The 21,565-nt window shown below is 70.3% G+C and carries 24 protein-coding genes; 14 read left to right on the plus strand and 10 right to left on the minus strand.

Going from position 1 to position 21,565, the window contains the following annotated elements; all coding sequences use genetic code 11:
• Positions 1 to 1,116 carry a radical SAM family heme chaperone HemW gene (gene hemW / locus V1227_RS20090; RefSeq protein WP_442916544.1) on the minus strand — a complete coding sequence of 372 codons (1,116 nt, stop codon included), beginning with the start codon at positions 1,114 to 1,116 and terminating at the stop codon, positions 1 to 3.
• Positions 1,117 to 1,577: 461 nt separating this feature from the next.
• Between hemW and V1227_RS20095 the strand changes: the two genes are divergently transcribed.
• From V1227_RS20095 to V1227_RS20145, 11 genes are all read left to right on the plus strand, one after another.
• Positions 1,578 to 3,257: a nitrite/sulfite reductase gene (locus V1227_RS20095; protein ID WP_329787145.1), complete on the plus strand. Its 1,680-nt coding sequence runs from the start codon at positions 1,578 to 1,580 to the stop codon at positions 3,255 to 3,257.
• Positions 3,254 to 3,412 carry an Insertion element protein gene (locus tag V1227_RS20100; protein ID WP_236223720.1) on the plus strand — a complete coding sequence of 53 codons (159 nt, stop codon included), beginning with the start codon at positions 3,254 to 3,256 and terminating at the stop codon, positions 3,410 to 3,412. The genes V1227_RS20095 and V1227_RS20100 overlap by 4 nt, the downstream gene beginning before the upstream one ends.
• Positions 3,409 to 4,104 (plus strand): phosphoadenylyl-sulfate reductase, encoded by a 696-nt coding sequence (locus tag V1227_RS20105; RefSeq protein WP_329787146.1) that lies wholly within the window; start codon positions 3,409 to 3,411, stop codon positions 4,102 to 4,104. Before V1227_RS20100 ends, V1227_RS20105 begins: the two co-directional genes overlap by 4 nt.
• Positions 4,101 to 5,000, plus strand: coding sequence for a sulfate adenylyltransferase subunit CysD (cysD, locus tag V1227_RS20110; RefSeq protein WP_329787147.1), 900 nt, complete (start codon positions 4,101 to 4,103; stop codon positions 4,998 to 5,000). Before V1227_RS20105 ends, cysD begins: the two co-directional genes overlap by 4 nt.
• Positions 5,001 to 6,347 carry a sulfate adenylyltransferase subunit 1 gene (locus V1227_RS20115; protein ID WP_329787148.1) on the plus strand — a complete coding sequence of 449 codons (1,347 nt, stop codon included), beginning with the start codon at positions 5,001 to 5,003 and terminating at the stop codon, positions 6,345 to 6,347. It begins immediately after the preceding gene.
• Between the two features lie 14 nt (positions 6,348 to 6,361).
• Positions 6,362 to 7,411: an ABC transporter substrate-binding protein gene (locus V1227_RS20120; RefSeq protein WP_329787149.1), complete on the plus strand. Its 1,050-nt coding sequence runs from the start codon at positions 6,362 to 6,364 to the stop codon at positions 7,409 to 7,411.
• 21 nt (positions 7,412 to 7,432) lie between these two features.
• A complete protein-coding gene (locus V1227_RS20125; RefSeq protein WP_329787150.1) occupies positions 7,433 to 8,209 on the plus strand; it encodes an ABC transporter ATP-binding protein in 777 nt (258 codons plus the stop codon).
• Positions 8,193 to 9,065 (plus strand): ABC transporter permease, encoded by an 873-nt coding sequence (locus V1227_RS20130; RefSeq protein WP_329787151.1) that lies wholly within the window; start codon positions 8,193 to 8,195, stop codon positions 9,063 to 9,065. Before V1227_RS20125 ends, V1227_RS20130 begins: the two co-directional genes overlap by 17 nt.
• Entirely contained in the window at positions 9,062 to 9,757 is a 696-nt protein-coding gene (locus tag V1227_RS20135; protein WP_329787152.1) for a sirohydrochlorin chelatase, read from the plus strand. The genes V1227_RS20130 and V1227_RS20135 overlap by 4 nt, the downstream gene beginning before the upstream one ends.
• A 121-nt stretch (positions 9,758 to 9,878) precedes the next feature.
• Positions 9,879 to 10,358: a hypothetical protein gene (locus V1227_RS20140; RefSeq protein ID WP_329787153.1), complete on the plus strand. Its 480-nt coding sequence runs from the start codon at positions 9,879 to 9,881 to the stop codon at positions 10,356 to 10,358.
• Between the two features lie 276 nt (positions 10,359 to 10,634).
• Positions 10,635 to 11,246, plus strand: coding sequence for a cyclase (locus V1227_RS20145; RefSeq protein ID WP_329787154.1), 612 nt, complete (start codon positions 10,635 to 10,637; stop codon positions 11,244 to 11,246).
• 27 nt (positions 11,247 to 11,273) lie between these two features.
• Here the strand turns inward: V1227_RS20145 and V1227_RS20150 are convergent, their stop codons facing one another.
• Both V1227_RS20150 and V1227_RS20155 read right to left on the minus strand, forming a co-directional pair.
• Entirely contained in the window at positions 11,274 to 11,708 is a 435-nt protein-coding gene (locus V1227_RS20150) for a MarR family winged helix-turn-helix transcriptional regulator (protein ID WP_329787155.1), read from the minus strand.
• Positions 11,695 to 12,312, minus strand: coding sequence for a type 1 glutamine amidotransferase family protein (locus tag V1227_RS20155; RefSeq protein ID WP_329787156.1), 618 nt, complete (start codon positions 12,310 to 12,312; stop codon positions 11,695 to 11,697). Before V1227_RS20155 ends, V1227_RS20150 begins: the two co-directional genes overlap by 14 nt.
• 62 nt (positions 12,313 to 12,374) lie before the next feature.
• Here V1227_RS20155 and V1227_RS20160 point away from each other — a divergent pair, with 62 nt between their 5' ends.
• A complete protein-coding gene (locus tag V1227_RS20160) occupies positions 12,375 to 13,151 on the plus strand; it encodes an enoyl-CoA hydratase-related protein (protein WP_329787157.1) in 777 nt (258 codons plus the stop codon).
• Here the strand turns inward: V1227_RS20160 and V1227_RS20165 are convergent.
• From V1227_RS20165 to V1227_RS20180, 4 genes are all read right to left on the minus strand, one after another.
• Positions 13,148 to 13,441: a hypothetical protein gene (locus V1227_RS20165; protein ID WP_329787158.1), complete on the minus strand. Its 294-nt coding sequence runs from the start codon at positions 13,439 to 13,441 to the stop codon at positions 13,148 to 13,150. The genes V1227_RS20160 and V1227_RS20165 overlap by 4 nt on opposite strands.
• A gap of 73 nt (positions 13,442 to 13,514) precedes the next feature.
• A complete protein-coding gene (locus V1227_RS20170; RefSeq protein WP_329787159.1) occupies positions 13,515 to 13,778 on the minus strand; it encodes a barstar family protein in 264 nt (87 codons plus the stop codon).
• Positions 13,775 to 14,221: a ribonuclease domain-containing protein gene (locus V1227_RS20175; protein WP_329787160.1), complete on the minus strand. Its 447-nt coding sequence runs from the start codon at positions 14,219 to 14,221 to the stop codon at positions 13,775 to 13,777. The genes V1227_RS20170 and V1227_RS20175 overlap by 4 nt, the downstream gene beginning before the upstream one ends.
• Complete coding sequence (locus V1227_RS20180) at positions 14,218 to 14,436, minus strand: hypothetical protein (RefSeq protein WP_329787161.1); 219 nt, start codon at positions 14,434 to 14,436, stop codon at positions 14,218 to 14,220. The genes V1227_RS20175 and V1227_RS20180 overlap by 4 nt, the downstream gene beginning before the upstream one ends.
• A 70-nt stretch (positions 14,437 to 14,506) precedes the next feature.
• On the opposite strand from V1227_RS20180, the gene V1227_RS20185 reads away from it, so the two are divergent.
• Together V1227_RS20185 and V1227_RS20190 are read left to right on the plus strand one after the other, a co-directional pair.
• Complete coding sequence (locus tag V1227_RS20185) at positions 14,507 to 15,475, plus strand: zinc-binding dehydrogenase (protein WP_329787162.1); 969 nt, start codon at positions 14,507 to 14,509, stop codon at positions 15,473 to 15,475.
• A gap of 108 nt (positions 15,476 to 15,583) precedes the next feature.
• Positions 15,584 to 17,002: an amino acid permease gene (locus V1227_RS20190; RefSeq protein ID WP_329787163.1), complete on the plus strand. Its 1,419-nt coding sequence runs from the start codon at positions 15,584 to 15,586 to the stop codon at positions 17,000 to 17,002.
• Here V1227_RS20190 and V1227_RS20195 read toward each other — a convergent pair.
• The 3 genes from V1227_RS20195 to V1227_RS20205 are packed head-to-tail and all read right to left on the minus strand — an operon-like array spanning position 16,977 to position 21,558.
• Positions 16,977 to 18,506, minus strand: coding sequence for a DUF885 domain-containing protein (locus tag V1227_RS20195; protein WP_329787164.1), 1,530 nt, complete (start codon positions 18,504 to 18,506; stop codon positions 16,977 to 16,979). The genes V1227_RS20190 and V1227_RS20195 overlap by 26 nt on opposite strands.
• Positions 18,506 to 20,026, minus strand: a complete 1,521-nt coding sequence (locus tag V1227_RS20200) for a DUF885 domain-containing protein (RefSeq protein ID WP_329787165.1) — start codon at positions 20,024 to 20,026, stop codon at positions 18,506 to 18,508. The genes V1227_RS20195 and V1227_RS20200 overlap by 1 nt, the downstream gene beginning before the upstream one ends.
• The gene (locus tag V1227_RS20205) at positions 20,026 to 21,558 is read right to left on the minus strand and encodes a DUF885 domain-containing protein (RefSeq protein WP_329787166.1); all 1,533 of its coding nucleotides are present in this window, start codon (positions 21,556 to 21,558) and stop codon (positions 20,026 to 20,028) included. Before V1227_RS20205 ends, V1227_RS20200 begins: the two co-directional genes overlap by 1 nt.
• Positions 21,559 to 21,565 lie beyond the last annotated feature (7 nt).

The following is a 21,565-nucleotide window of genomic DNA, read 5'->3' on the forward strand; positions in this document are numbered from 1 at the left end:
TCAGGGCAGCAGGCGGCGCACGACGGCGTCGGCCAGCAGGCGGCCCCGGTCCGTCAGCACGCAGCGGTCGTCGTGCGGCTCGAGCAGGCCGTCGGCGATCGCCTGCTTCGCCTCCTCGCGGCCCGCGTCGTCCAGCACGTCCATCGGCAGGCCGGAGGCGAGGCGCAGTTCCAGCAGCACCCGTTCCACGCGCTGGTCCTCGGCGGACAGCACCTCGCGACCGGCGGCCGGGGACGCGCCCGAAGCGAGTAGCGACGAGTAGCGGGCCGGGTGCTTCACGTTCCAGAAGCGCACGCCGCCGACGTGGCTGTGGGCACCGGGGCCGAAGCCCCACCAGTCGGCGCCCTTCCAGTACAGGACGTTGTGCCGGCACCGGGCGGCATCGGAGGTGGCCCAGTTGGAGACCTCGTACCAGGAGAAGCCGGCGCCCGAGAGCACCGAGTCGACCATCTCGTACGACGAGGCGAGCACGTCGTCGTCCGGCATCGGCAGGTCGCCGCGGCGGATGCGGCGGGCCAGGCCGGTGCCGTCCTCCACGATCAACGCGTAGGCGGACACGTGGTCGACGCCCGCGGCCAGCACGGCGTCCAGGGAGGCGGCCAGGTCCGAGGGCCGCTCCCCCGGCGTGCCGTAGATGAGGTCGAGGTTCACGTGCTCGAAGCCGGCCGTACGGGCCTCGCGTGCGGCATCGACCGGACGGCCGGGCGTGTGTTTGCGGTCCAGCACCTGCAACACGTGCCGTGCGGCGGATTGCATTCCCAGGGACACACGGGTGTAGCCGGAGGCGAGGATGCCCTCGAAGAACGGAGGTGAGGTCGACTCCGGGTTCGACTCCGTCGTCACCTCGGCGCCGGGCGCGAGGCCGAACGACTGGCGCACGGCGTCGAGCACGTCGCCCAGGCCGGAGGCGCCCAGCAACGACGGCGTGCCGCCGCCGACGAACACCGTCTCGGCCTGGACGGGGGTGCCGAGGACGGACGCGGCCAGGTCCAGTTCGCGGCGCAGGCCCTCCAGCCACGACTCGGGTGACGCGGAGGTGCCGAGTTCGCCGGGCGTGTAGGTGTTGAAGTCGCAGTAGCCGCAACGGGTCGCGCAGAACGGCACGTGCACGTAGATGCCGAAGGGGCGTGAGCCGACACCGGCGACGGCAGAAGGGGGAGCGAACCGTCGGCGGGCGCGGGCTCGCCATCGGGCAAAGCGGAGGGCATGACTCCCAGTGTCCCCTACACGCCCCTAATGGCGGTGTTCGACCAGGGGAAGTGTCTGTCGGTGACAGAGATATCACGGAGTGAAACCAGCCTAGGATGTCAACTCCCCCTCGTCAATCCCAGCATTCGGTTGGCGGTGGACCACGCTCTGGACGGCATGCACACTGAGGTCATGCATTCGACTGGAGTCCGCCTCGTGGCCCGCCGCCACGTCGACTTCCGTCGTGTCTCCAGCGCGATGTGCCGTCGTTCGGCCTGACCGCGCGCTGATTTGTTCCCGTCGGCGCCCGGCGCGCTGACGACGCCCCCACCACAAGCACCTCCGGGCTCGCACGCGCACCGAGCGCCTCGAAACCCCGGAGGATGGCGATGGTCCCGCCGCAGACGTCACCGCGCGCGAAGCAGCGTCGCGGCGAGGGGCAGTGGGCGCTCGGTTACCGAGAGCCGCTGAACCCCAACGAGCGGAGCAAGAAGGACGACAACCCGCTCAACGTCCGCACCCGCATCGAGAACATCTACGCCCACGGCGGTTTCGACTCCATCGACCCGGCGGACCTGCGCGGGCGGTTCCGCTGGTACGGCCTCTACACCCAGCGCAAGCCCGGCATCGACGGCGGCCGCACCGCCACGCTCGAGCCGGAGGAGCTGGACGACGAGTTCTTCATGATGCGGGTGCGCAGCGACGGCGGGGCGCTGACCACGCGGCAGCTCGAGGTCCTCGGCGAGATCTCGCAGACCTATGCGCGCGACACCGCGGACATCACCGACCGGCAGAACATCCAGTACCACTGGATCCGGATCGAGGACGTCCCCACGATCTGGCAGAAGCTCGAAGCCGTCGGCCTCACGACGATGGAGGCGTGCGGCGACAGCCCACGCGTCATCCTCGGCTCGCCGGTCGCGGGCATCTCGCAGGACGAGGTGGTCAACGGCCAGCCGGCGATCGACACGATCCTCGAGCGCTACATCGGCGACCCGCGCTTCTCCAACCTGCCGCGCAAGTTCAAGACCGCCATCTCCGGGCTGCAGGACGTCGCGCACGAGATCCACGACATCGCGTTCGTCGGCGTGCACCACCCCGAGCACGGGCCCGGCTTCGACCTCTGGGTCGGTGGCGGCCTGTCCACGAACCCCATGCTGGGCAAGCGGTTGGGCGCGTGGGTGCCGCTCGACGAGGTCCCGGACGTGTGGGAGGCGGTCATCTCCGTCTTCCGCGACTACGGCTACCGCCGCCTGCGCCACCGCGCGCGCATCAAGTTCCTCGTCGCCGACTGGGGCCCGGAGAAGTTCCGCCAGGTCGTCGAGGACGAGTACCTCAAGCGCAAGATGATCGACGGCCCGGCGCCCGAGGTGCTGGACCAGCAGCTCGACCACATCGGCGTGCACAAGCAGAAGGACGGCCTGTTCTACGTCGGCGCCGCGCCCGTCGCGGGCCGCGTGTCCGGGTCGATCCTGGTCGAGGTCGCGAAGTACGCCGAACGGGCGGGCTCGAACCGCGTCCGCTTCACGCCGCAGCAGAAGATCATCGTGCTGGACGTGCCCGAGGCCGAGATCCCGGCGCTCAAGAGCGACCTCGCGAAGCTCGGCCTGCAGGTCGACCCGTCGCCGTGGCGCCGGGGCATCATGGCCTGCACCGGCATCGAGTTCTGCAAGCTCGCGATCGTCGAGACCAAGGCGCGCGCCCTCGACCTCGTGACGCAGCTCGAGGCGAACCTCAAGGACATCGTCGACGGCGTCACGGCGCCGATCACCGTGCACATCAACGGCTGCCCCAACTCCTGCGCCCGCATCCAGACCGCGGACATCGGGCTGAAGGGCCAGATCGTCACCGACGACGCGGGCAACCAGGTCGAGGGCTTCCAGGTGCACCTCGGCGGCGGCCTCGGCCTCGACGCCGGCTTCGGCCGCAAGCTGCGCGGCCACAAGGTCACCGCGGCCGAGCTGCCCGAGTACGTCGAGCGCGTGGTGCGGAACTTCGTCGCCCAGCGGGAGACCGACGAGCGGTTCGCCCAGTGGGTCGCCCGCGCGGAAGAGGGTTCGCTGCGATGAGTGAACGCGCGACGCCGTTCTACTGCCCCTACTGCGGTGACGAGGACCTCCGGCCGCAGGAGGAACCCGGCTACGCGTGGCTGTGCACCGGGTGCCGCCGCGTCTTCAAGGTCTCGTTCGTCGGTCTCAACCTGCCGCAGGAGGTGAAGAAGTGAGCGATCTCAAGGAAGACCTCAAGATCGTCGCCGACGCCGCGCAGGAGGAGCTGGCCGGCGCCTCGGCGATCGAGGCCCTGGAGTGGACGGCCCGCACGTTCGGCGACAGCTACATCGTCGCGTCGAACATGCAGGACGCCGTCCTGATCGATCTCGCAGCACAGGTGAAGCCGAACTTCGACGTGCTGTTCCTGGAAACCGGCTACCACTTCCCGGAGACCATCGGCGTGCGCGACGCCGTCGGTGTCGTCTACCCGGACGTGCGGATCGTCAACGCCGCCGCCGAGCAGTCGGTGGAGGAGCAGGAACGCGAGTTCGGCCTGCTGTACCGGTCGGACCCGGCGCAGTGCTGCAACCTGCGGAAGGTCGTGCCGCTGCGCCGCGAGCTCGCGAAGTACGACGCGTGGGTCACCGGTGTGCGCCGCGTCGACGCCCCGACCAGGGCGAACACGCCGATCGTGCAGTGGGACGAGCGCAACGGCCTGGTGAAGATCAACCCGATCGCGCCGTGGAGCGACGAGGAGTTCAACGCCTACATCCGCGAGAAGGGGATCCTCGAGAACCTGTTGGTGCAGGAGGGATACCCCTCCATCGGCTGTCTGCCGTGCACCGCCAAGCCGTTGCCTGGCCAGGACGCGCGCAGCGGCCGGTGGGCCGGTCAGTCGAAGACGGAATGTGGGTTGCACGGATGACTCTCGCGCTGGACACGTTGGGGCGCCTCGAATCCGAGGCCATTCACATCTTCCGCGAGGTCGCGGGCGAGTTCGACCGGCCGGTGATCCTCTTCTCCGCCGGCAAGGACTCGACGCTGCTGCTGCACCTCGCGATCAAGGCGTTCTACCCGGCGCCGGTGCCGTTCCCGCTGCTGCACGTCGACACCGGGCACAACTTCGACGAGGTCATCGAGTTCCGCGACCGCGTCGTCGCGCAGCACGGTCTGCGCCTGGAGGTCGCGAAGGTCCAGGACTGGATCGACGACGGCCGCCTCGAGGAGCGCCCCGACGGCACGCGCAACCCGTTGCAGACCGTCCCGCTGCTGGACTCGATCACCCAGCACAGGTTCGACGCGGTCTTCGGCGGCGGACGCCGGGACGAGGAACGCGCCCGCGCCAAGGAACGGATCTTCAGCCTGCGCACGGCGTTCGGCCAGTGGGACCCGAAGCGCCAGCGCCCCGAGCTGTGGAACCTCTACAACGGCCGGCACCGCGCCGGTGAGCACGTCCGCGTGTTCCCGCTGTCCAACTGGACCGAGCTCGACGTGTGGAACTACATCGAGCGCGAGGGCATCGAGCTGCCGGACATCTACTACTCGCACGAGCGCGAGGTGTTCCTGCGCGACGGCATGTGGCTCGCGGAGGGCCCGTGGGGCAAGGCGCGCGAGGGCGAGACGCTGGTGCGCAAGACGGTTCGCTACCGCACGGTCGGCGACGGCTCCTGCACGGGCGCCGTCGAGTCCGACGCCGCCGACATCCACGCGGTGATCGCCGAGGTCGCCGCGTCACGGCTGACCGAGCGCGGCGCCACGCGGGCCGACGACCGGTTGTCCGAGGCCGCCATGGAAGACCGCAAGCGGGAGGGCTACTTCTAGATGAGCGACCTGTTGAGGCTGGCCACCGCGGGCAGCGTGGACGACGGCAAGTCCACGCTCGTCGGCAGGCTGCTCTACGACACCAAGTCCGTGCTCGCGGACACGCTCGACGCCGTGCACCGCGCGAGCGCCGACCGCGGTCTGGCGACCCCCGACCTGTCGTTGCTGGTCGACGGCCTGCGTTCGGAGCGCGAGCAGGGCATCACGATCGACGTGGCGTACCGCTACTTCGCGACGCCCAAGCGGTCGTTCGTGCTCGCGGACACCCCCGGCCACGTGCAGTACACCCGCAACACCGTCACGGGCGCGTCCACCGCGCAGCTGGCGGTCCTGCTCGTCGACGCGCGCAAGGGCGTCATCGAGCAGACCCGGCGGCACGCGGCGGTTCTCGCGCTGCTGGGCGTGCCGCGGCTCGTCCTGGCGGTCAACAAGATCGACCTCGTGGACTACGACGAGGTGACGTTCTCCCGCATCGCCAAGGAGTTCACCGCCCACGCCACGGCCTTGGGCTACACCGAGGACTCGGTGGTCGAGATCCCGGTGTCGGCGCTGACGGGCGACAACGTCGTGGAGAAGTCGGCGAACACGCCGTGGTACTCCGGCCCCACGCTGCTGGAGCACCTGGAGACCGTGCCGGTCGAGCCCGACCCGCACGACGCGCCGTTCCGCTTCCCGGTGCAGTACGTGATCCGCCCGCGCACGGCCGAGCACCTCGACTACCGGGGCTACGCCGGTCTGATCGCGGCCGGCACGGTCAAGCCGGGCGACGAGGTCGTCGTGCTGCCCTCCGGCCGCCGCTCGACGGTCACGAGGATCGACACGGCGGACGGCGAACTGGCGGAGGCGGCGGCCGGCCAGTCCGTGACGCTGCTGCTGGCGGACGACATCGACATCTCCCGCGGCGACCTGATCTCGGTGGCGGACAACGAGCCCAACGTCACCGACGAACTGGACGCCACCCTCTGCTGGCTCGCGGAGAAGCCCCTGCGACCCGGCGCCCGGGTCCTCGTCAAGCACGGCACGCGCACCGTGCAGGCGATGGTCACCGACCTGCGCGACCGCTTCGACGAGCAGAGGCTGTCCAGTGTGGACAGCCCTGGCTCGTTGGAGCTCAACGAGATCGGCCGAGTGGTTCTGCGCCTGGCAGAGCCCGTTCCGCTGGACGACTACAGCTTCAGCCGGCGCACCGGGTCCTTCCTGGTGATCGACGCGAGCGACGGTTCCACGCTCGCGGCCGGGCTGGTCGGGGCTCCGCTGCCGCTGCTGGAGAACGGCGTGGAGAGCTGTAGCGGGGGTGGCGAGAACGCCACCCCGGACAACCACGCCCTCATCTCCCCCGGTCCCTGAAAGGCCAGACTTCCGTGAACCTCAAGCCCGCCCTTGCCGTCGCTCTGATCGCACTGACAGCCATCTCCGGTTGCAGCCGCGCCGGAACCTCCGAGACTCCCGCCGCCGAGTCCAAGGGCGCCGCCGCCGAGGTCCGCCTCGGGTACTTCCCGAACGTCACGCACGCCGCCGCGCTGATCGGCGTCGAGAAGGAGCTGTTCAAGTCCGAGCTCGGCGGCACCAAGCTCACCACCCAGACGTTCAACGCCGGCCCCGACGAGGTCAACGCGCTGCTGGGCGAGTCCCTCGACATCGGCTACATCGGGTCCGGGCCCGCCATCAACGCGTACTCGAAGTCCAAGGGCGAGGCCGTGCGCCTGATCGCCGGCGCCACGTCCGGGGGCGCGCAGCTGGTGACCAAGCCCGAGATCAACTCGGTCGAGGACCTCAAGGGCAAGACCATCGCGACGCCGCAGCTCGGCAACACCCAGGACGTCGCGTTGAAGAAGTACCTGGCGGAGAAGGGCCTCACCGGTCAGGTCACCGTCACCAACGTGGAGAACGCCGCGTCGCTCGACCTGTTCAAGAAGGGCGACATCGCCGCCACGTGGTCGCCGCAGCCCTGGTCGGCGCGCATCGTCGCCGAGGCGGGCGGCAAGGTGCTGCTGGACGAGAAGACGCTGTGGGAGGGCGGGGGCTTCCCGACCACGGTGATCATCGTGCGGACGAAGTTCCTCCAGGAGCACCCGGAGACGGTCGAGGCCGTGCTCAAGGCCCACGTCGCGGCCATCGACTGGGCCAAGGCGAACCCCGGCGAGGCGAAGAAGACGGTCAACGCCGCGCTGGAGAAGCTCACGTCCAAGAAGCTCGGCGACAAGATCCTCGACGCCGCCTGGGACAACATCGAGCTGACCACGGACGCGCAGGCCAAGCACTTCCCGCAGCTCGCGAAGGACGCCGTGACGGCGGGCGTGGCCAAGGAGGCCGCTGACGTCGCGGGGTACGCCGACTTCACGTTGCTGAACAAGGTTCTCCAGGCGCAGGGCAAGCCGCAGGTGCAAGCAGCCGGTCTGGACAAGAAGTAACTCTGCCGAGGGGACACGGACATGACCGCCACGCTCGAGACCACTGTTTCGTCCACTGTGGATGCTGCCGTTGAACTGGCCGGGATCCGCAAGGTGTTCGGCCACGGCAGCTCGGCCGTGGTGGCGCTCGACGGCGTCGACCTCAAGGTCAAGCCGGGGGAGTTCGTGTGCCTCCTCGGCGCGTCGGGCTGCGGCAAGAGCACGCTGCTGAACATCGTCGCGGGCCTCGACGGCGCGACGGCGGGCGAGTTGCAGGTCAACACCTCGCGCCCGGCCGTGATGTTCCAGGAGCCGGCGCTCATGCCGTGGCTCACCGCCCAGCGCAACGTCGAGCTGGCGCTGCGCTTCGCCGGCGTGGGCCGTCTGGCCCGCAAGCGCCGCGCGCTGGAGCTGCTGGAGCTCGTGCGGCTCGGCGACGTCGCGGACAAGCGTCCGCACGAGCTCTCCGGCGGTATGCGCCAGCGCGTGGCACTGGCCCGCGCGCTGGCCTCCACCACCGTGTCCGCGGACGGCTCCCCCGCCCTGCTGCTGATGGACGAGCCGTTCGCCGCGCTCGACGCCATCACCCGGGACGTGCTGCAGAGCGAACTGCTGCGCGTGTGGGAGACCACGAACACCGCGATCATCTTCGTGACGCACGACGTGCGCGAGGCCGTTCGTCTCGGCCAGCGCGTGGTCCTGCTGTCCTCGCGTCCCGGCCGCGTCGTGCGCGAGTGGGACGTCCGGGACTCCTCGGACGAGGTCCTCGCCGAGATCAACACCCACCTGCGAGAGGTCATCAGTGGCCACGCCTCCTGACACGCTCGACAAGGTCGGTGCCGGCCTCGACGCGCTCGACGCGCCCGTCGAGGCGCACAAGCCTCCGGTCTGGCGCCGTTTCCTCAAGACGGGCGTGCCACCGCTCATCGCCTTCGCCCTGCTCCTCGGCGTGTGGCAGGCGTTGTGGGCGTCGGCTCTGCTGCCCGAGTTCCAGCTGCCCGCCCCTGTCGACGTGTGGGACGAGCTCATCCGCTCGATCTCCACCGGTGAGGCGTTCGGCATCCTGTGGACCTCGCTGCACCGCGCGGTGCTCGGGTTCCTCGCGGCGGTGCTGATCGCCACGCCGCTGGGCCTGCTGATCGCCAAGGTGCGGGTGGTGCGCGCGGCGATCGGGTCGTTGCTGACCGGCCTGCAGTCACTGCCCTCCGTGGCCTGGGTGCCGGCGGCGATCCTGTGGTTCGGCGTGACGCCGTCGACGATCTACTTCGTCGTGTTGATGGGCTCGGTGCCGTCGATCGCGAACGGCCTGGTGGCGGGCATCGACCAGATCCCGCCGCTGCTCCCCCGCGTCGGCCGGGCCCTCGGCGCCGGACGGCTGGCGTCGGCGCGGCACATCCTGCTGCCCGCCGCCCTGCCCGGCTACCTCGCCGGTCTGAAGCAGGGCTGGGCGTTCTCGTGGCGGTCGCTGATGGCCGCGGAGATCATCGCGACCTCGCCGCAGCTCGGCACCGGCCTCGGCCAGTACCTGCACAACGGGTCGTCGCTCAACGACATCAACATGGTGATCGCGGCGATCTTCCTGATCCTGTTGGTGGGCATCGGGATCGAGCTGCTGCTGTTCCGCCCGCTGGAGCGCGCCGTGCTGCGGGCGCGTGGCCTCACGGGGGCGTTGTGATCCCCTTGGTCGCCGTCGCGCACGGCAGCCGCGACCCGCGTTCGGCCGCGTCGATCCACTCCTTGCTGGACGTGGTGCGGTCGTTGCGGCCGGAGCTCGACGTCCGCGGCTGTTTCCTCGACCTGTGCGCACCGCGGTTGCACGACGTGCTGCGCGGCCCGTCCGTGGTCGTGCCCCTGCTGCTGGGCAAGGCCTACCACGCCCGCGTCGACGTGCCGGCCGCCGTCGCCGAGTCGCGCGTCCCGGCCGTCGTCACCGACGTGCTCGGCCCGGACCCGCGGCTCGAGTCGGCGGCGTTGCGGCGGCTGTCGGAGGCGGGCGTCGACTTCGGCGACCGGTCGCTCGGGGTCGTGCTCGCCGGTGCCGGGTCGTCGCACGCGCCGGCGAACGAGGCCGTGGCCGGGGTGGCTCGCCGCTGGGCTCGCGAGTCCGGGTGGGCCGGGGTGGAGGCGGCGTTCGCGTCGATCGCCTCGCCGACCGTTCCGGAAGCGGTCGAACGGTTGCGGGCTCGTGGTGCGCGGCGGATCGCGGTCGCGTCGTGGTTCCTCGCTCCCGGGCGGCTGCCGGACAAGGTCGCCTCGCTGGCCGAGGATGCCGTGGTGGCTCGGCCGTTGGGCGACGACGTCGAGGTCGCGCAGCTGGTGCTGGACCGGTACGACCAAGCGGTGGCGCGGCAGACGATCGCTGCTTAGCTTGTGCGGCAACCATTTCCTTGGTTTTCGTGCAAGCACCCGAGCGGGATTTGCCAGTGCAGCCTGGGATCCTGTTTGGATGCACATGTTCGTCGACGAGTCGGAGCGAAGCGGCTACCTCATGGCAGCCGTACTGATCGCACCGAGCGCATTGCACTCCACCCGCTCGATGATGCGTGGTCCCCTGCTCCCCGGCAGCCGCCGTGTGCACTTCAAGACCGAGAAACCCGCCCGGCGCAAACTGATCGCGGACAGGCTGGCGTGCTGTGACCTGGTGGTGAACATCTACGTGGGCCACGGCAAGAGCGAGCGCGTTCGCGCGAGGCTCCTGCCTCTGCTGGTCGAGGACGCCATCGGCGCGGGAGTCACCCGCCTCGTGCTCGACTCGCGCGACCCTGTGGCCAACGGCCGGGATCGCCTGGTGATCGGCACCCGGACCAAGGCTCACGACGCGGGCCTGGTGTACGAGCACATCCAGTCGTCCTCGGAACCCGCGCTGTGGGTCAGCGACGCGCTCGCCTGGTGCCACGGCGCCGGGAACGACTGGAAGCGGCGAATCGCTCCCGTCATGGGGACCGTGGTGAACCTGGGCCAGCTCTGAAAAGCGCGAAGCCCAGGCAGCGACCGTCCGGACGCGCACCTGGGCTCACTTCCTCCGCCTAGCGGCGAAGGCTATGCACACAGCCTAGCACATTTGCACCCAACCGCTGTCGCCGGACCTCGCGCCAGCGTCACTTCAGGCCGCCGCCAGATCGAGCGCACAGCGCCGTTCGGGCGATGTGCACCGCAAACCGTTGACGTGAAACCTACTCATGAGTAGGCAGGTGACCACGCCGCGTGCTGGAAATGCCCCTCGTCCACTCATCGGGGAGAGGTCATGAAGCTAGCCGCAATCGCCGCAGCCGCACTGGTACCGGTCCTGCTGTTCTCCACGAACGCGTCAGCCGCACCGCAGACCATCACCTACAAGCTCCGGGCGAGCGCCGCCGGGCAGTCGTCCGACTTCACGCTCGACCAGGGCGTCGACGCGTCGGCGCCCGCGACCGCCGCGCCCGGTTCCGCCGTGGTGGTCACCATCGACCCCGCGCCCAACACGATCCCGTCCGAGGCCGGTGGGCGGCAGGTGCGCGAGATCAAGGGCCTCGCGCTCCGGCTGCCGGTGCCCGCGAACTCGACGTTCACCTCGGCGTCGCTGTCGGGCGGCTCCGGGCTGGGCGGCACGCCTGCGGTCGCCTTGCGGGGCACCGACGTCGTGCTGAGCGTTCCCGGGCCGATCAAGGGCGGCGCGAACTTCGAGCTGCCGACCGTCACGATCACCCTGGCGGCGGGTGCCTCCGGGGCGATCACCACGAAGCTGGGCGGCACGAGCTACGACGCCCCCGGCCTCACCTTCACCGCGGTGGTCACCGTCTTCGGGTTCCCGATCGACGCGGCCGCGAAGGGTTACCCGGACCCGAGCCCCGTGCTGACCACGACCACGATCGGCTAGCACCGGTGCCCCACCCCCTGCCGGGCATCAGGAAGTAGCCGCGACCAGCTTGGTCATGGTGTCGAGCGTCGTGCGCAGGTCTTCCAGCGAGACCTGCGCACCGATGCGGTTCGCCCACTCGTGCTGCGCCTCCCGCAGCCGGGCGACCGCCGCGAAACCCTCGGCGGTGGGCCGGACCAGCTTCGCGCGGGCGTGCGCCGGGTTCGGCAGGTACTCCGCCAAACCCCTGTCCACCAACAGGTCCGCGATCCGCTGCACGGACTGGCGGGTGAGGCCCATCTCGCGCGCCACCCCCGACACCGACAACGGCTCGCGCAGCACGGCGCCGAGCACCTGCCACCACGCCGCCGTCAGCCCGACCGGCTTCGTCATCACCTCGGCCGCGTCGAGGAACGCGCCGTAGAGGCGGAAGGTCCTCATCACGACGTCGGTGAGCACGTCGCCCGCTTCAGTCCTGGACACTCGCCACCAGCTTCCCGAGCGCCTCGGCCGTGTCGTCGCGGTGGAGCTCGTACCAGGCCTGCACCGTGGCCGGCGAGAACACCTCCAGCTCCGCCAGCACCTCCCGCGCGAACTCCAACGGGCTCGCACCGCCCGCCGTGATCACGCCCTGGTCCCGCACGACGCGTTCGTCGCGGTAGAGCGCCGCTCCGCCGTAGGACCCGAGCCCTTCGAGGAAGTTCGACGTGTGCGCCACGTCGTCCAGCAGCCCCTCCGCCGCGAGGCCGACCGTCGCGCCGCAGATCGCCGCGACCGGCTTGCCCGCCTCGCGGAACCGCCGCGCGAGCTTCCCGAACGCCGCCAGCTCACCGGTCTCCCAGCCCTCGCCGCCGGGCAGCACGAGCATCGCCGCGTCGTCCACCGAGACGTCCCCCAGGGCGACGTCCGGCAGCATCCGCACGCCGCCGATCGTGCGGACCGGATCGGTCGTCAGCCCGACCGTCCTGATCTCGTAGCGGCCCGGCCGCTGCTGGAACTGCCGAGAGCTCACCTGCGCGGCCACGTGGCCGTACTCCCAGTCTGCGAGCTGGTCGTAGAGGCCGAGGTACACAGTCCGCGTTGTCATGACAGTAGACTGTCATATTTGACAGGATGCTGTCAAGAAGGCCGGGAGCTAAGGTCAGCCGCATGGCAGATGAGCTGGTCCACTACGAGGTGCGGCGTGGCATCGCGACGATCACGCTGGACTCCCCCCACAACCGCAACGCGCTGTCCTCGCAGCTGCGCCGGGAGCTCCGCGAGCACCTGGGCACGGCGGCCCAGGACGACCAGGTGCGCGTGGTCGTGCTGACGCACACGGGCCCCGTGTTCTGCTCCGGCATGGACCTCAAGGAGGCCGCCGGCGCGAGCGCGGGCGACCAGGGCGTCAACGAGTTCCCCGCGATCCTCGAACAGCTGTGGACCAGCCCCAAGCCGGTCGTCGCCGCGCTCAAGGGCCCGGCTCGCGCGGGCGGCGTCGGCATCGTGGCGGCGTGCGACATCGCCATCGCCGCGAACGAGGCCACGTTCGCGTTCAGCGAGGTCCGCATCGGTGTCGTGCCGGCCGTCATCTCCGTGACGGTGCTTCCGCGCCTGCTCCCCCGCCAGGCCCACGAGCTGTTCCTCACCGGTGAGGCGTTCGACGCCCGGCGCGCGGTCGAGGTCGGCCTGCTCAACTCCGCGGTGCCCGTCGACGGGGTCGACGCGGAGGTCCGCCGCTACACCGACATGCTCGCGCTCGGCGCCCCCCGGGCGCTCGCGGCCACCAAGGAGATGCTGCAGCGGGAGAGGTCCACGAACCTCGGCGAGGTCTTCGCGGACATGCTGGAGCTGTCGGCGCGGCACTTCGGCGGCCCCGAGGGCCAGGAGGGCATCACGGCGTTCCGGGAGAAGCGCAAGCCGTCCTGGGTGCCCGCGGAGGACTAGAACCAGCCTGTGCACTCGATGACGCTCTGCGAGGACCCGCAGGCGCGCACCAGCTTGCCGTCGTTCTTGAACGCCTCGGTGTACTTCGCGGACCCCGAGTCGATCCTGGTGTACCCGAGGAAACCCTCGTGCCCTTCGGCCGGGGGTTCCTCGCGGTCGGTCCAGATCTCCTCACCGGGCGTGCCGTGCGAGATGCGGCCCCACGCGCACTTCGACACGTTCGACGCGCGCAGCTCGACCACGCGGCCGTTCAGCGTGGTGACGGGGACGACCGCGACGACGCCGAGCACACAGCCCGCGCGGCGGAAATGCGTTCCCGTGGAACGGCACTGTCCACTCCGGACGGGAATCGCGCAGCCCCTGTCACCGTTCCGTGCGAACCACGCGCAGTCTCCGGTCACCTGATCCGGCGGTCTGCTTCGCGGCGTCCCGCAGGACCTCGAGAACGGACGGGTCCAGTTCCGCGGGCACGACCAGCACGTGTTCGCCCTCGGGCAGCCACGAGAGGTCGGTCAGGCTGTCGTGCAGCGCGTCCAGGTTCTGCCCGAACCACTCCGGGAAGTCGAGCGCCTCGGCAATGGCCGCGATGGCGGCTTTCTTCTCCGAAACGAGAATGCGCCGCTTCACTTCGTCACGTCCACGACGACGAACGTCGAATAGTGGTCACCGGTGTAGAAGACTTCCTTTTCCGACCCGGTGACGATCCGGCGCGCCCCCCGGTCAGGACTTCCGGGCGTCGGCACCGTGTACTCCTTGTAGTACCCGGACTCCTTGGCCGGCAGCCGCTTCTCGCGGTTCTGGAACGTCACGCCGTCGTTGCGCGGGTACGGGAACGGCCCCTTGGACTCGATCAGCTTCCACGTCTTCGCGGCCTCGGCGGGCAGCTTCGACAGCGCCTGGACGTCCAGGCCGGACTTCCCGCCCGGCACCTCGGCCAGCCGGGACGCCGACGGCGCGGTGCTCGCGGGTGGCGTCTCGGGGTTCGAGGCGGTGTCCTTGACGAACCACCCGACGACGACCAGAGCGATGAGCCCGACCAGTGCGACAGTCAGGCGACGACCAGGACTCACGCGGCGACCTTCTCCGACTCGGGCTCCGGCTCCGGCTCGGGCGAGCCGACGGACGCCGGGTTGTTCGCACCCCAGTCCGCGACGCGGTCGATCAGCCGCGCCACGCCCAGGCAGAGCGGCAACACCACGATCATCACGACGGGGAACTGCACGGCGACGGGGAGCTGCACGAGCCACAGCTCGACCCCGTCCCACCACTGCACCAGCCAGTCCACCCACCCCACCCTAGTCCCGTGACCGGTGTCACGGCATTTGGCCACGATCCAGGTGGGTATGTTGCGAACCATGTTCGCCGTTTACGCAGCAGCACCCAGTCCCGAGAACCCGCTGGCCTCGCTCCGCGTCGGCGAGCGCCCCGAGCCCGAGGTGCCCGCCGGGTGGGTGCGCGTCGCCGTCAAGGCGGCCAGCCTCAACATGCACGACCTGTGGACGCTGCGCGGCGTCGGCATCAAGCCCGAGCAGTTCCCGATGATCCTGGGCTGCGACGGCGCGGGCACCCTCGACGACGGCACCGAGGTGGTGCTGCACTCCGTCATCGGCGACCCGGACTGGGCCGGCGACGAGACGCTCGACCCGAAGCGCACACTGCTCACCGAGAAGCACCAGGGCACCTTCGCCGACTACGTCGTGGTGCCGGCCCGCAACGCGCTGCCCAAGCCCGCGGGCCTGTCGTTCGCCGAGGCGGCCTGCATGGGCACGGCGTGGCTGACCGCGTACCGGATGCTGTTCGTGAAGTCCGGCCTGCGCCCCGGCCAGACGATGCTCGTGCAGGGCGCGTCGGGCGGCGTGTCGACCGCGCTGGTCCAGCTGGGCCGCGCCGCCGGGTTCCGCGTCTGGGTCACCGGCCGCACGGAGGAGAAGCGCGCACTCGCCAGCGGCCTGGGCGCGCACGAGGTGTTCGAGTCGGGCGCACGCCTGCCCGAACGGGTCGACGCGGTGTTCGAGACCGTCGGCAAGGCGACCTGGTCGCACTCGATGAAGGCGCTCAAGCCCGGCGGCATCGTGGTGATCTCCGGCGCGACGTCGGGCGACGCCTCGGCGGCCGAGCTCCAGCGGCTGTTCTTCCTGCAGCTGCGGGTCGTCGGCTCGACCATGGGCACGCGCGAGGAGCTGGGCGATCTCCTGCGGTTCTGCGCGCTCAACGAGCTCAAGCCGCAGATCGGCGCCGAGCTGGGGTTCGAGGACGCCGAGCAGGGCCTGAAGGCGATGCTGGACGGCGAGACCGCCGGCAAGATCGTGTTCGCCCGCCCGTAAACAGCACCCGAAGCCAAAAATCAGGCTCCTGATTGGTGGGTCCGGACAAACCGCGTGACAGTGGTCGCGAATAGGTTCGCCCGGACCCACTTCGCAAGGGAGCTAGGCATGACCACACAGGGCGTCTTCCGGCGCAAGCCCATCGACCAGATCGCCGAGGACAAAGGCGACGGGCTCACCAGAACGCTGGGCCTGTGGCAGCTCACGGCGATCGGCATCGGCGGCATCATCGGCGCGGGCATCTTCAGCCTCGCGGGCGCCGTCGCGAACAAGACCGCGGGCCCGGCCGTGCTGGTCTCGTTCCTCGTCGCCGGTGTCGCGAGCGCCGCGGCGGCGTTCTCGTACGCGGAGTTCGCGGGCCTGATCCCCAAGGCGGGCAGCGCCTACACCTACGGCTACGCGGTGCTGGGCGAGATCGTCGGCTGGTTCATCGGCTGGGACCTGCTGCTCGAGTACACCGCGATCGTGGCGGTGGTCGCGATCGGCATCTCGGGCTACTTCACGGAACTGCTGTCGTTGCTGAACATCCATCTGCCGCAGTGGATGCTGGGAGCGCCGGGCACGGAGTCCGGTGACGTCGCCGCGGGCACGTACAAGGTGAACCTGTTCGCCGTCGTGCTGTGCCTGCTGATCGCGTACGTGCTGAACATGGGCATGAAGAACGCCGCCCGCTTCGAGACCACGCTGGTGTACCTGAAGGTCGCGGTCGTGGCGCTCGTCATCATCGTCGGCGCGTTCCACATCAACACCGACAACTACAACCCGTTCTTCCCGTTCGGCATCTCGGGTGCGCTCACGGGTGCGGCGACGGTGTTCTTCGCGGTGTTCGGCTACGACGCGATGTCCACGGCGGCGGAGGAGTCGAAGGACTCGCAGCGGCACATGCCCAAGGCGATCCTGTACTCGCTGGCGATCTCCATGGTCCTGTACGTGCTGGCCTGCCTGGTGCTGACGGGCATGGTGAACTACCGCGACGTCGACTCGGAGTCCGCGTTCGCCACGGCGTTCGCCGACATCGGCCTGCCCGCGCTCGGCATCGTCATCAGCGTCGGCGCGATCCTCGGCATCACGACGGTGCTGTTCACGTTCCTGCTGGGCGCGGCCCGCGTCGGCTACTCGATGAGCCGCGACGGCCTGCTGCCCCGGTGGTTCGCGAAGACGCACCCGGTGAAGCACGTCCCGTCGCGCATCACCTGGGTGCTGGGCGTCGCCTCCGCGGTCATCGCCGGGTTCCTGCCGATCGCGGAGGCCGCCGAGCTCACCAACATCGGCATCCTGCTGGCGTTCGTCGTCGTGTGCATCGCCGTGGTCGTGTTGCGCTACAAGCAGCCCGACCTGCCGCGCACGTTCAGGACGCCGGGCATGCCGGTGGTGCCGATCATCGGCGTGGTCTTCTCGATCTGGCTGATCACGTTCCTCACCCCGGAGACCTGGCTGCGGTTCGCGGTCTGGTTCGTGATCGGCCTGATCATCTACTTCGCCTACTCGAAGCGGCACTCCGTCATGGAGCCGCGGTCCAAGCGCTGACGATCCGGTCGAGGGTGGAGAGCGGCACCGCGCCGCTCCCCACCACCAGGTCGTGGAACGCGCGGACGTCGAACCGGTCGCCCAGCTTCGCCTCGGCCTCGGCCCGGATGCGCTGGATCTCGAGGCGCCCCACCATGTACGCGAGCGCCTGGCCCGGCGTCTCGATGTACCGGTCGATCTCCGAGTGGATCTCGGGCTCGGTCATGACCGTGTTCTCGCGCAGGTAGTCGACGGCCTGCTGCCGCGACCAGCCGAACGCGTGGATGCCCGTGTCGACGACGAGCCGCCCGGCGCGCATCGCGTCGAGCCCCAGCATGCCGAGGCGCTGCTCGTCCGACGAGTAGAGGCCCATCTCGTCGGCGAGGCGCTCGGTGTAGAGGCCCCAGCCCTCCAGGTACGCCTCGATGAACGCGTACTTGCGCAGGTTCGGCAGCTCGGTCTCGGCGGCGATCGAGAACTGGTAGTGGTGGCCTGGCACCGCCTCGTGGAACGCCGTCACCTCGGACAGCGTGCGGCTGCGTTCGGTGGCGCCCAGCGGGTTCAGCCAGTACGTGCCGGGACGCGACCGGTCGGCGGACGCGGGCTGGTAGAACGCGATCGCCGACGTCGCCTGCTCCTCCGGCGGCACGGCCCGCACCCGGCAGCCGACGGCCGGCATGCGCCCGAACCACTTCGGCGCCTCCGCCTCGGCCCTGGCGATCGCCTCCACCGCGCTCGCGACCATCTGCTGTTCGTCGTCCCACAGCAGTTCCGTGCGCAACCGGTGGAAGATCTCCTGCACGTCCGCCGTGCCCCACAGCCGCGAGCCGATCTCGGCGTACTCCTCGCGCAGGGACGCGATGACGTCGAGTCCCAGCCGGTGCAGCTCATCGGGCGTGCGGGAGGTCGTGGTGTAGTCGCGGACCAGGTTCGCGTAGTTCCGCTCGCCGTCGGGCAGCCAGCACAGGCCCGCCCGGTCGTCGCCTCGGCCGTCCTCGATCGACGCCAGCACGTCGCGGAACCCGGCGACGGCGGCGCGGATGTCGTCCGAGTGCCCGCCCTCCCACTCCTGCACGGGCAGGGCGAGGAACGCGTCCATGCGCTGCACGCCGGTCCGGAGGTGCCGCGACAGCGGGCGGCGGTCGGAGTCCCGCACCCTCTCGCCCGCCTGCTCGACGTAGCGCGGGTACAGGCCGAGGCGCCCGGAGACGTCCAGCTTCGAGGAGATCATGAGCAGGCTGTTCACCGGCGCGCTCATGGTGGCGACGGTGTGCTCGACCAGCCTCGCGTCGATGCGGTCGACGACCGCCGTGCCCTGCTGCCGGATGACCGCGAGCGTGACCGGGTCCTCGGAGTCGTCCGTCTCCGCCCTGCTCACGAGGGCCGCGATCCGGTCCCGGCTCGCCTGCTGGCCCTCGGCGCTCAGGTCACCGAGCCCCTCCTCCCAGCCCGGCACGCCCAGCATCGCCGCCTGCAACGGCGAGTGGTCCATGAGCGCCGTGAACATCTCATCGGCGAGTGACATCAGGCCCTCCTGGACCAGTCGGAGACGAGGTTGCCGAGCGTGGACAACGGTACGACGCCGTTCTCCAGCACGAGGTCGTGGAACGCCTTGATGTCGAACCGCTCGCCCATCGCCGCCCGCGCCTCGCCGCGCAGCCGCAGGATCTCCAGGCGCCCCACCATGTACGCGAGCGCCTGACCCGGCGTCTCGATGTACCGGTCGACCTCGGAGCTGATCTCCGAGTCGTCCATCGTGGTGTTCTCGCGCAGGTAGTCGACAGCCTGCTGCCGCGACCACCCCAGCGCGTGCAGGCCCGTGTCGACCACGAGCCGGCCGGCGCGCATCGCGTCGAGCCCGAGCATCCCCAGCCGTGCCTCGTCGGAGGAGTACAGGCCCATCTCGTCGGCCAGGCGCTCGGTGTAGAGGCCCCAGCCCTCGAGGTAGGCGTCGATGAACGCGAACTTGCGCAGGTTCGACAGCTCGGTCTCGGCGGCGATCGAGAGCTGGAAGTGGTGGCCGGGCGTGGCCTCGTGGAACGCCGTCACCTCGGACACCGTGCGGCTGCGTCCGGTGGCGTTGAACGGGTTCACGAAGTACGTGCCGGGACGGGAACCGTCGAGCGCCGCGTCCGTGTAGTACGCGAAGGGTGCGCTTTCCCTGTCGATCTCGGGCACGAAGCGGACCTCGCAGCGCGCCTTCGGCAACCGCCCGAACCAGTTCGGCGCCTCGGCTTCCGCCCGCGCGACGGCTTCGACGGCGCTGACGAGCATCTCGTCCTCGTTGCGCCACAACAGGTCCGTGCGCAACCGCCGGAAGATCTCCGGTACGTCGCTGACGCCCCAGACCCGCGACCCGATCTCCGCGTACTCCTCGCGCAGCCGGGCGATGAGGTCGAGGCCGAGCGCGTGCAGCTCGGCCGGGGTGTACGAGGCGGTCGTGTAGTCGCGGACGAGCTTGCGGTAGTTCTCCTCGCCGTCGGGCAGCCAGCACAGACCGGCCTGCTCGTCGTCACGGCCGGGCAGGCCCAGCAGGACCTCGCGGTAGCGGGCGAAGTCGTCGCGCAGGTCCAGCTCGCCCTCCCACTCCTGCTTCGGGGAGGCGAGGAACCGCTCGACGTGCGCGGCGCCGTTGCGGGCGTGCCGGAGCAACGGCCTGCGGTCGCTGTCGAGGAGTCGTTCGCCCGCCTGCCGCAGGAACCGCGGCACGAGGTGGCGGCGCCGGGAGAAGTCGATCTGCGAGGTGGCCCGGAGCAGGACGCCGACCGGGGCGTTCAGGCCGCGGGACACGGTGTGCTCGACCAGGCGCGCGTCGATCTTGGTGATGATCGACGTGGCCTGGTGCCGGATCACGTCCTTCGCGACCTGGTCCTCCTCGCTGGAGCCGACGCGGTCGAGGATGGCCGTCAACCGCGCGCGCAACGCCTGCTGGCCGCCGGTGCTGAGGTCCTCGAGCCGGTCGTCCCAGCCGGGCACGCCGACGAGCGTGGCGAACAGCGGGTCCCAGTCCATCATCGCCTGGAACATCTCGTCCGAAAGGGACATCAGGGCCTCCCCGCCCACGTCGTGACCAGATCACCGAGGGTGGACAGGGGAACGGGACCGCTGCCCACCACGAGGTCGTGGAAATCCCGGACGTCGAAGCGGTCGCCCAGCCGCTCCCGCGCCTCGGCCCGCAGCCGCTGGATCTCGATGCGCCCCACCATGTACGCCAGGGCCTGCCCCGGCACCTCGACGTACCGGTCGACCTCCGACTGGATCTCCGGTTCGGGCATCACCGTGTTGGCCCGCAGGTAGTCGACGGCCCGTTGCCGCGACCAGCCGAACGCGTGCAGACCGGTGTCGACCACGAGCCGGGCGGCGCGCATCGCGTCGGCCGAGAGCATGCCGAGGCGTTGCTCGTCGGAGGAGAACAAGCCCATCTCGTCGGCCAGGCGCTCGGCGTAGAGGCCCCAGCCCTCGAGGTACGCGTCGATCGCGGCGTACTTGCGGAGGTCGGGCAGCTCGGTCTCGGCGGCGAGGGTGGTCTGGTAGTGGTGACCGGGGATCGCCTCGTGGAACGCCGTCGTCTCCGACTGCGTGCGGCTGCGTTCGGTCGCGCCCAGCGGGTTCAGCCAGTAGACGCCGGGACGGCTGCCGTCCAGCGGGGCCTGCAGGTAGTACGCGATCGGCGCGGTCGCGCGTTCGGCCTCCTCGACGAGCCTGACCTCGCAGCCGACCTTCGGCATCCGGCCGAACCACCTGGGCGCTTCCGCCTCGGCGCGCGCGATGGCCCGCACCGCATGCGTGACCATCTCTTCTTCGTTGTCCCACAACAGTTCTGTGCGCAACCGGTGGAAGATCCGCGACACGTCGGCGGTGCCCCACACCCGCGAGCCGATCTCGGCGTACTCCTCGCGCAACCGCGCGATCAGGTCGAGGCCGAGCTGGTGCAGCTCCCGCGGTGTGCGGGTGGTGGTCGTGTAGTCGGCGACCAGGTCGGCGTAGTTCCGCTCGCCGTCGGGCAGCCAGCACAGGCCCGCCCTGTCGTCGTCGCGGGTGGCGTCCAGGGCGAGCAGGATCTCGCGGTACCGCGCGATCGCGGCCCGGATGTCGCCGGACGAGTCGCCCTCCCACTCCTGGGCCGGTGACTGCAGGAAGCTCGCGAGCCGTGCCGTGGTGCTCAGGACGTGCCGGCGCAACGGCCTGCGGTCGGAGTCGCGCACCCGCGCGGCGACCTGGTCGAGGAACCGCGGCACCTGTGCGAGCCGCCGGGACATGTCCACCTGCGGCGCCGTCATCAGGAGGTTGTTGACCGGTGCGGCGAGCCCCTCGGCGACGGTGTGCTCGACCAGCCGCGCGTCGATGCGGTGGCGGGCGAACTCGGCCTGGTGCCGGACCACCGCGAGGGTGACCGGGTCCTCGTCGCTCGTGCCGACACGGCTGAGGATGTCGTCCAGACGCCGCCGGACCTCCCGCTCGCCTTCGTCGCTGAGGTCTTCGAGCCGGTCGTCCCAGCCCCCGACCCCGACCAGGGACGCGAACAGCGGCTCGCGGTCCATGGCCACCTGGAACATCTCATCGGAGAGCGAGGTCACGCTTTCC

The sequence above is a fragment of the Lentzea sp. DG1S-22 genome (assembly GCF_036321065.1).
Classification (GTDB): domain Bacteria; phylum Actinomycetota; class Actinomycetes; order Mycobacteriales; family Pseudonocardiaceae; genus Lentzea; species Lentzea jiangxiensis.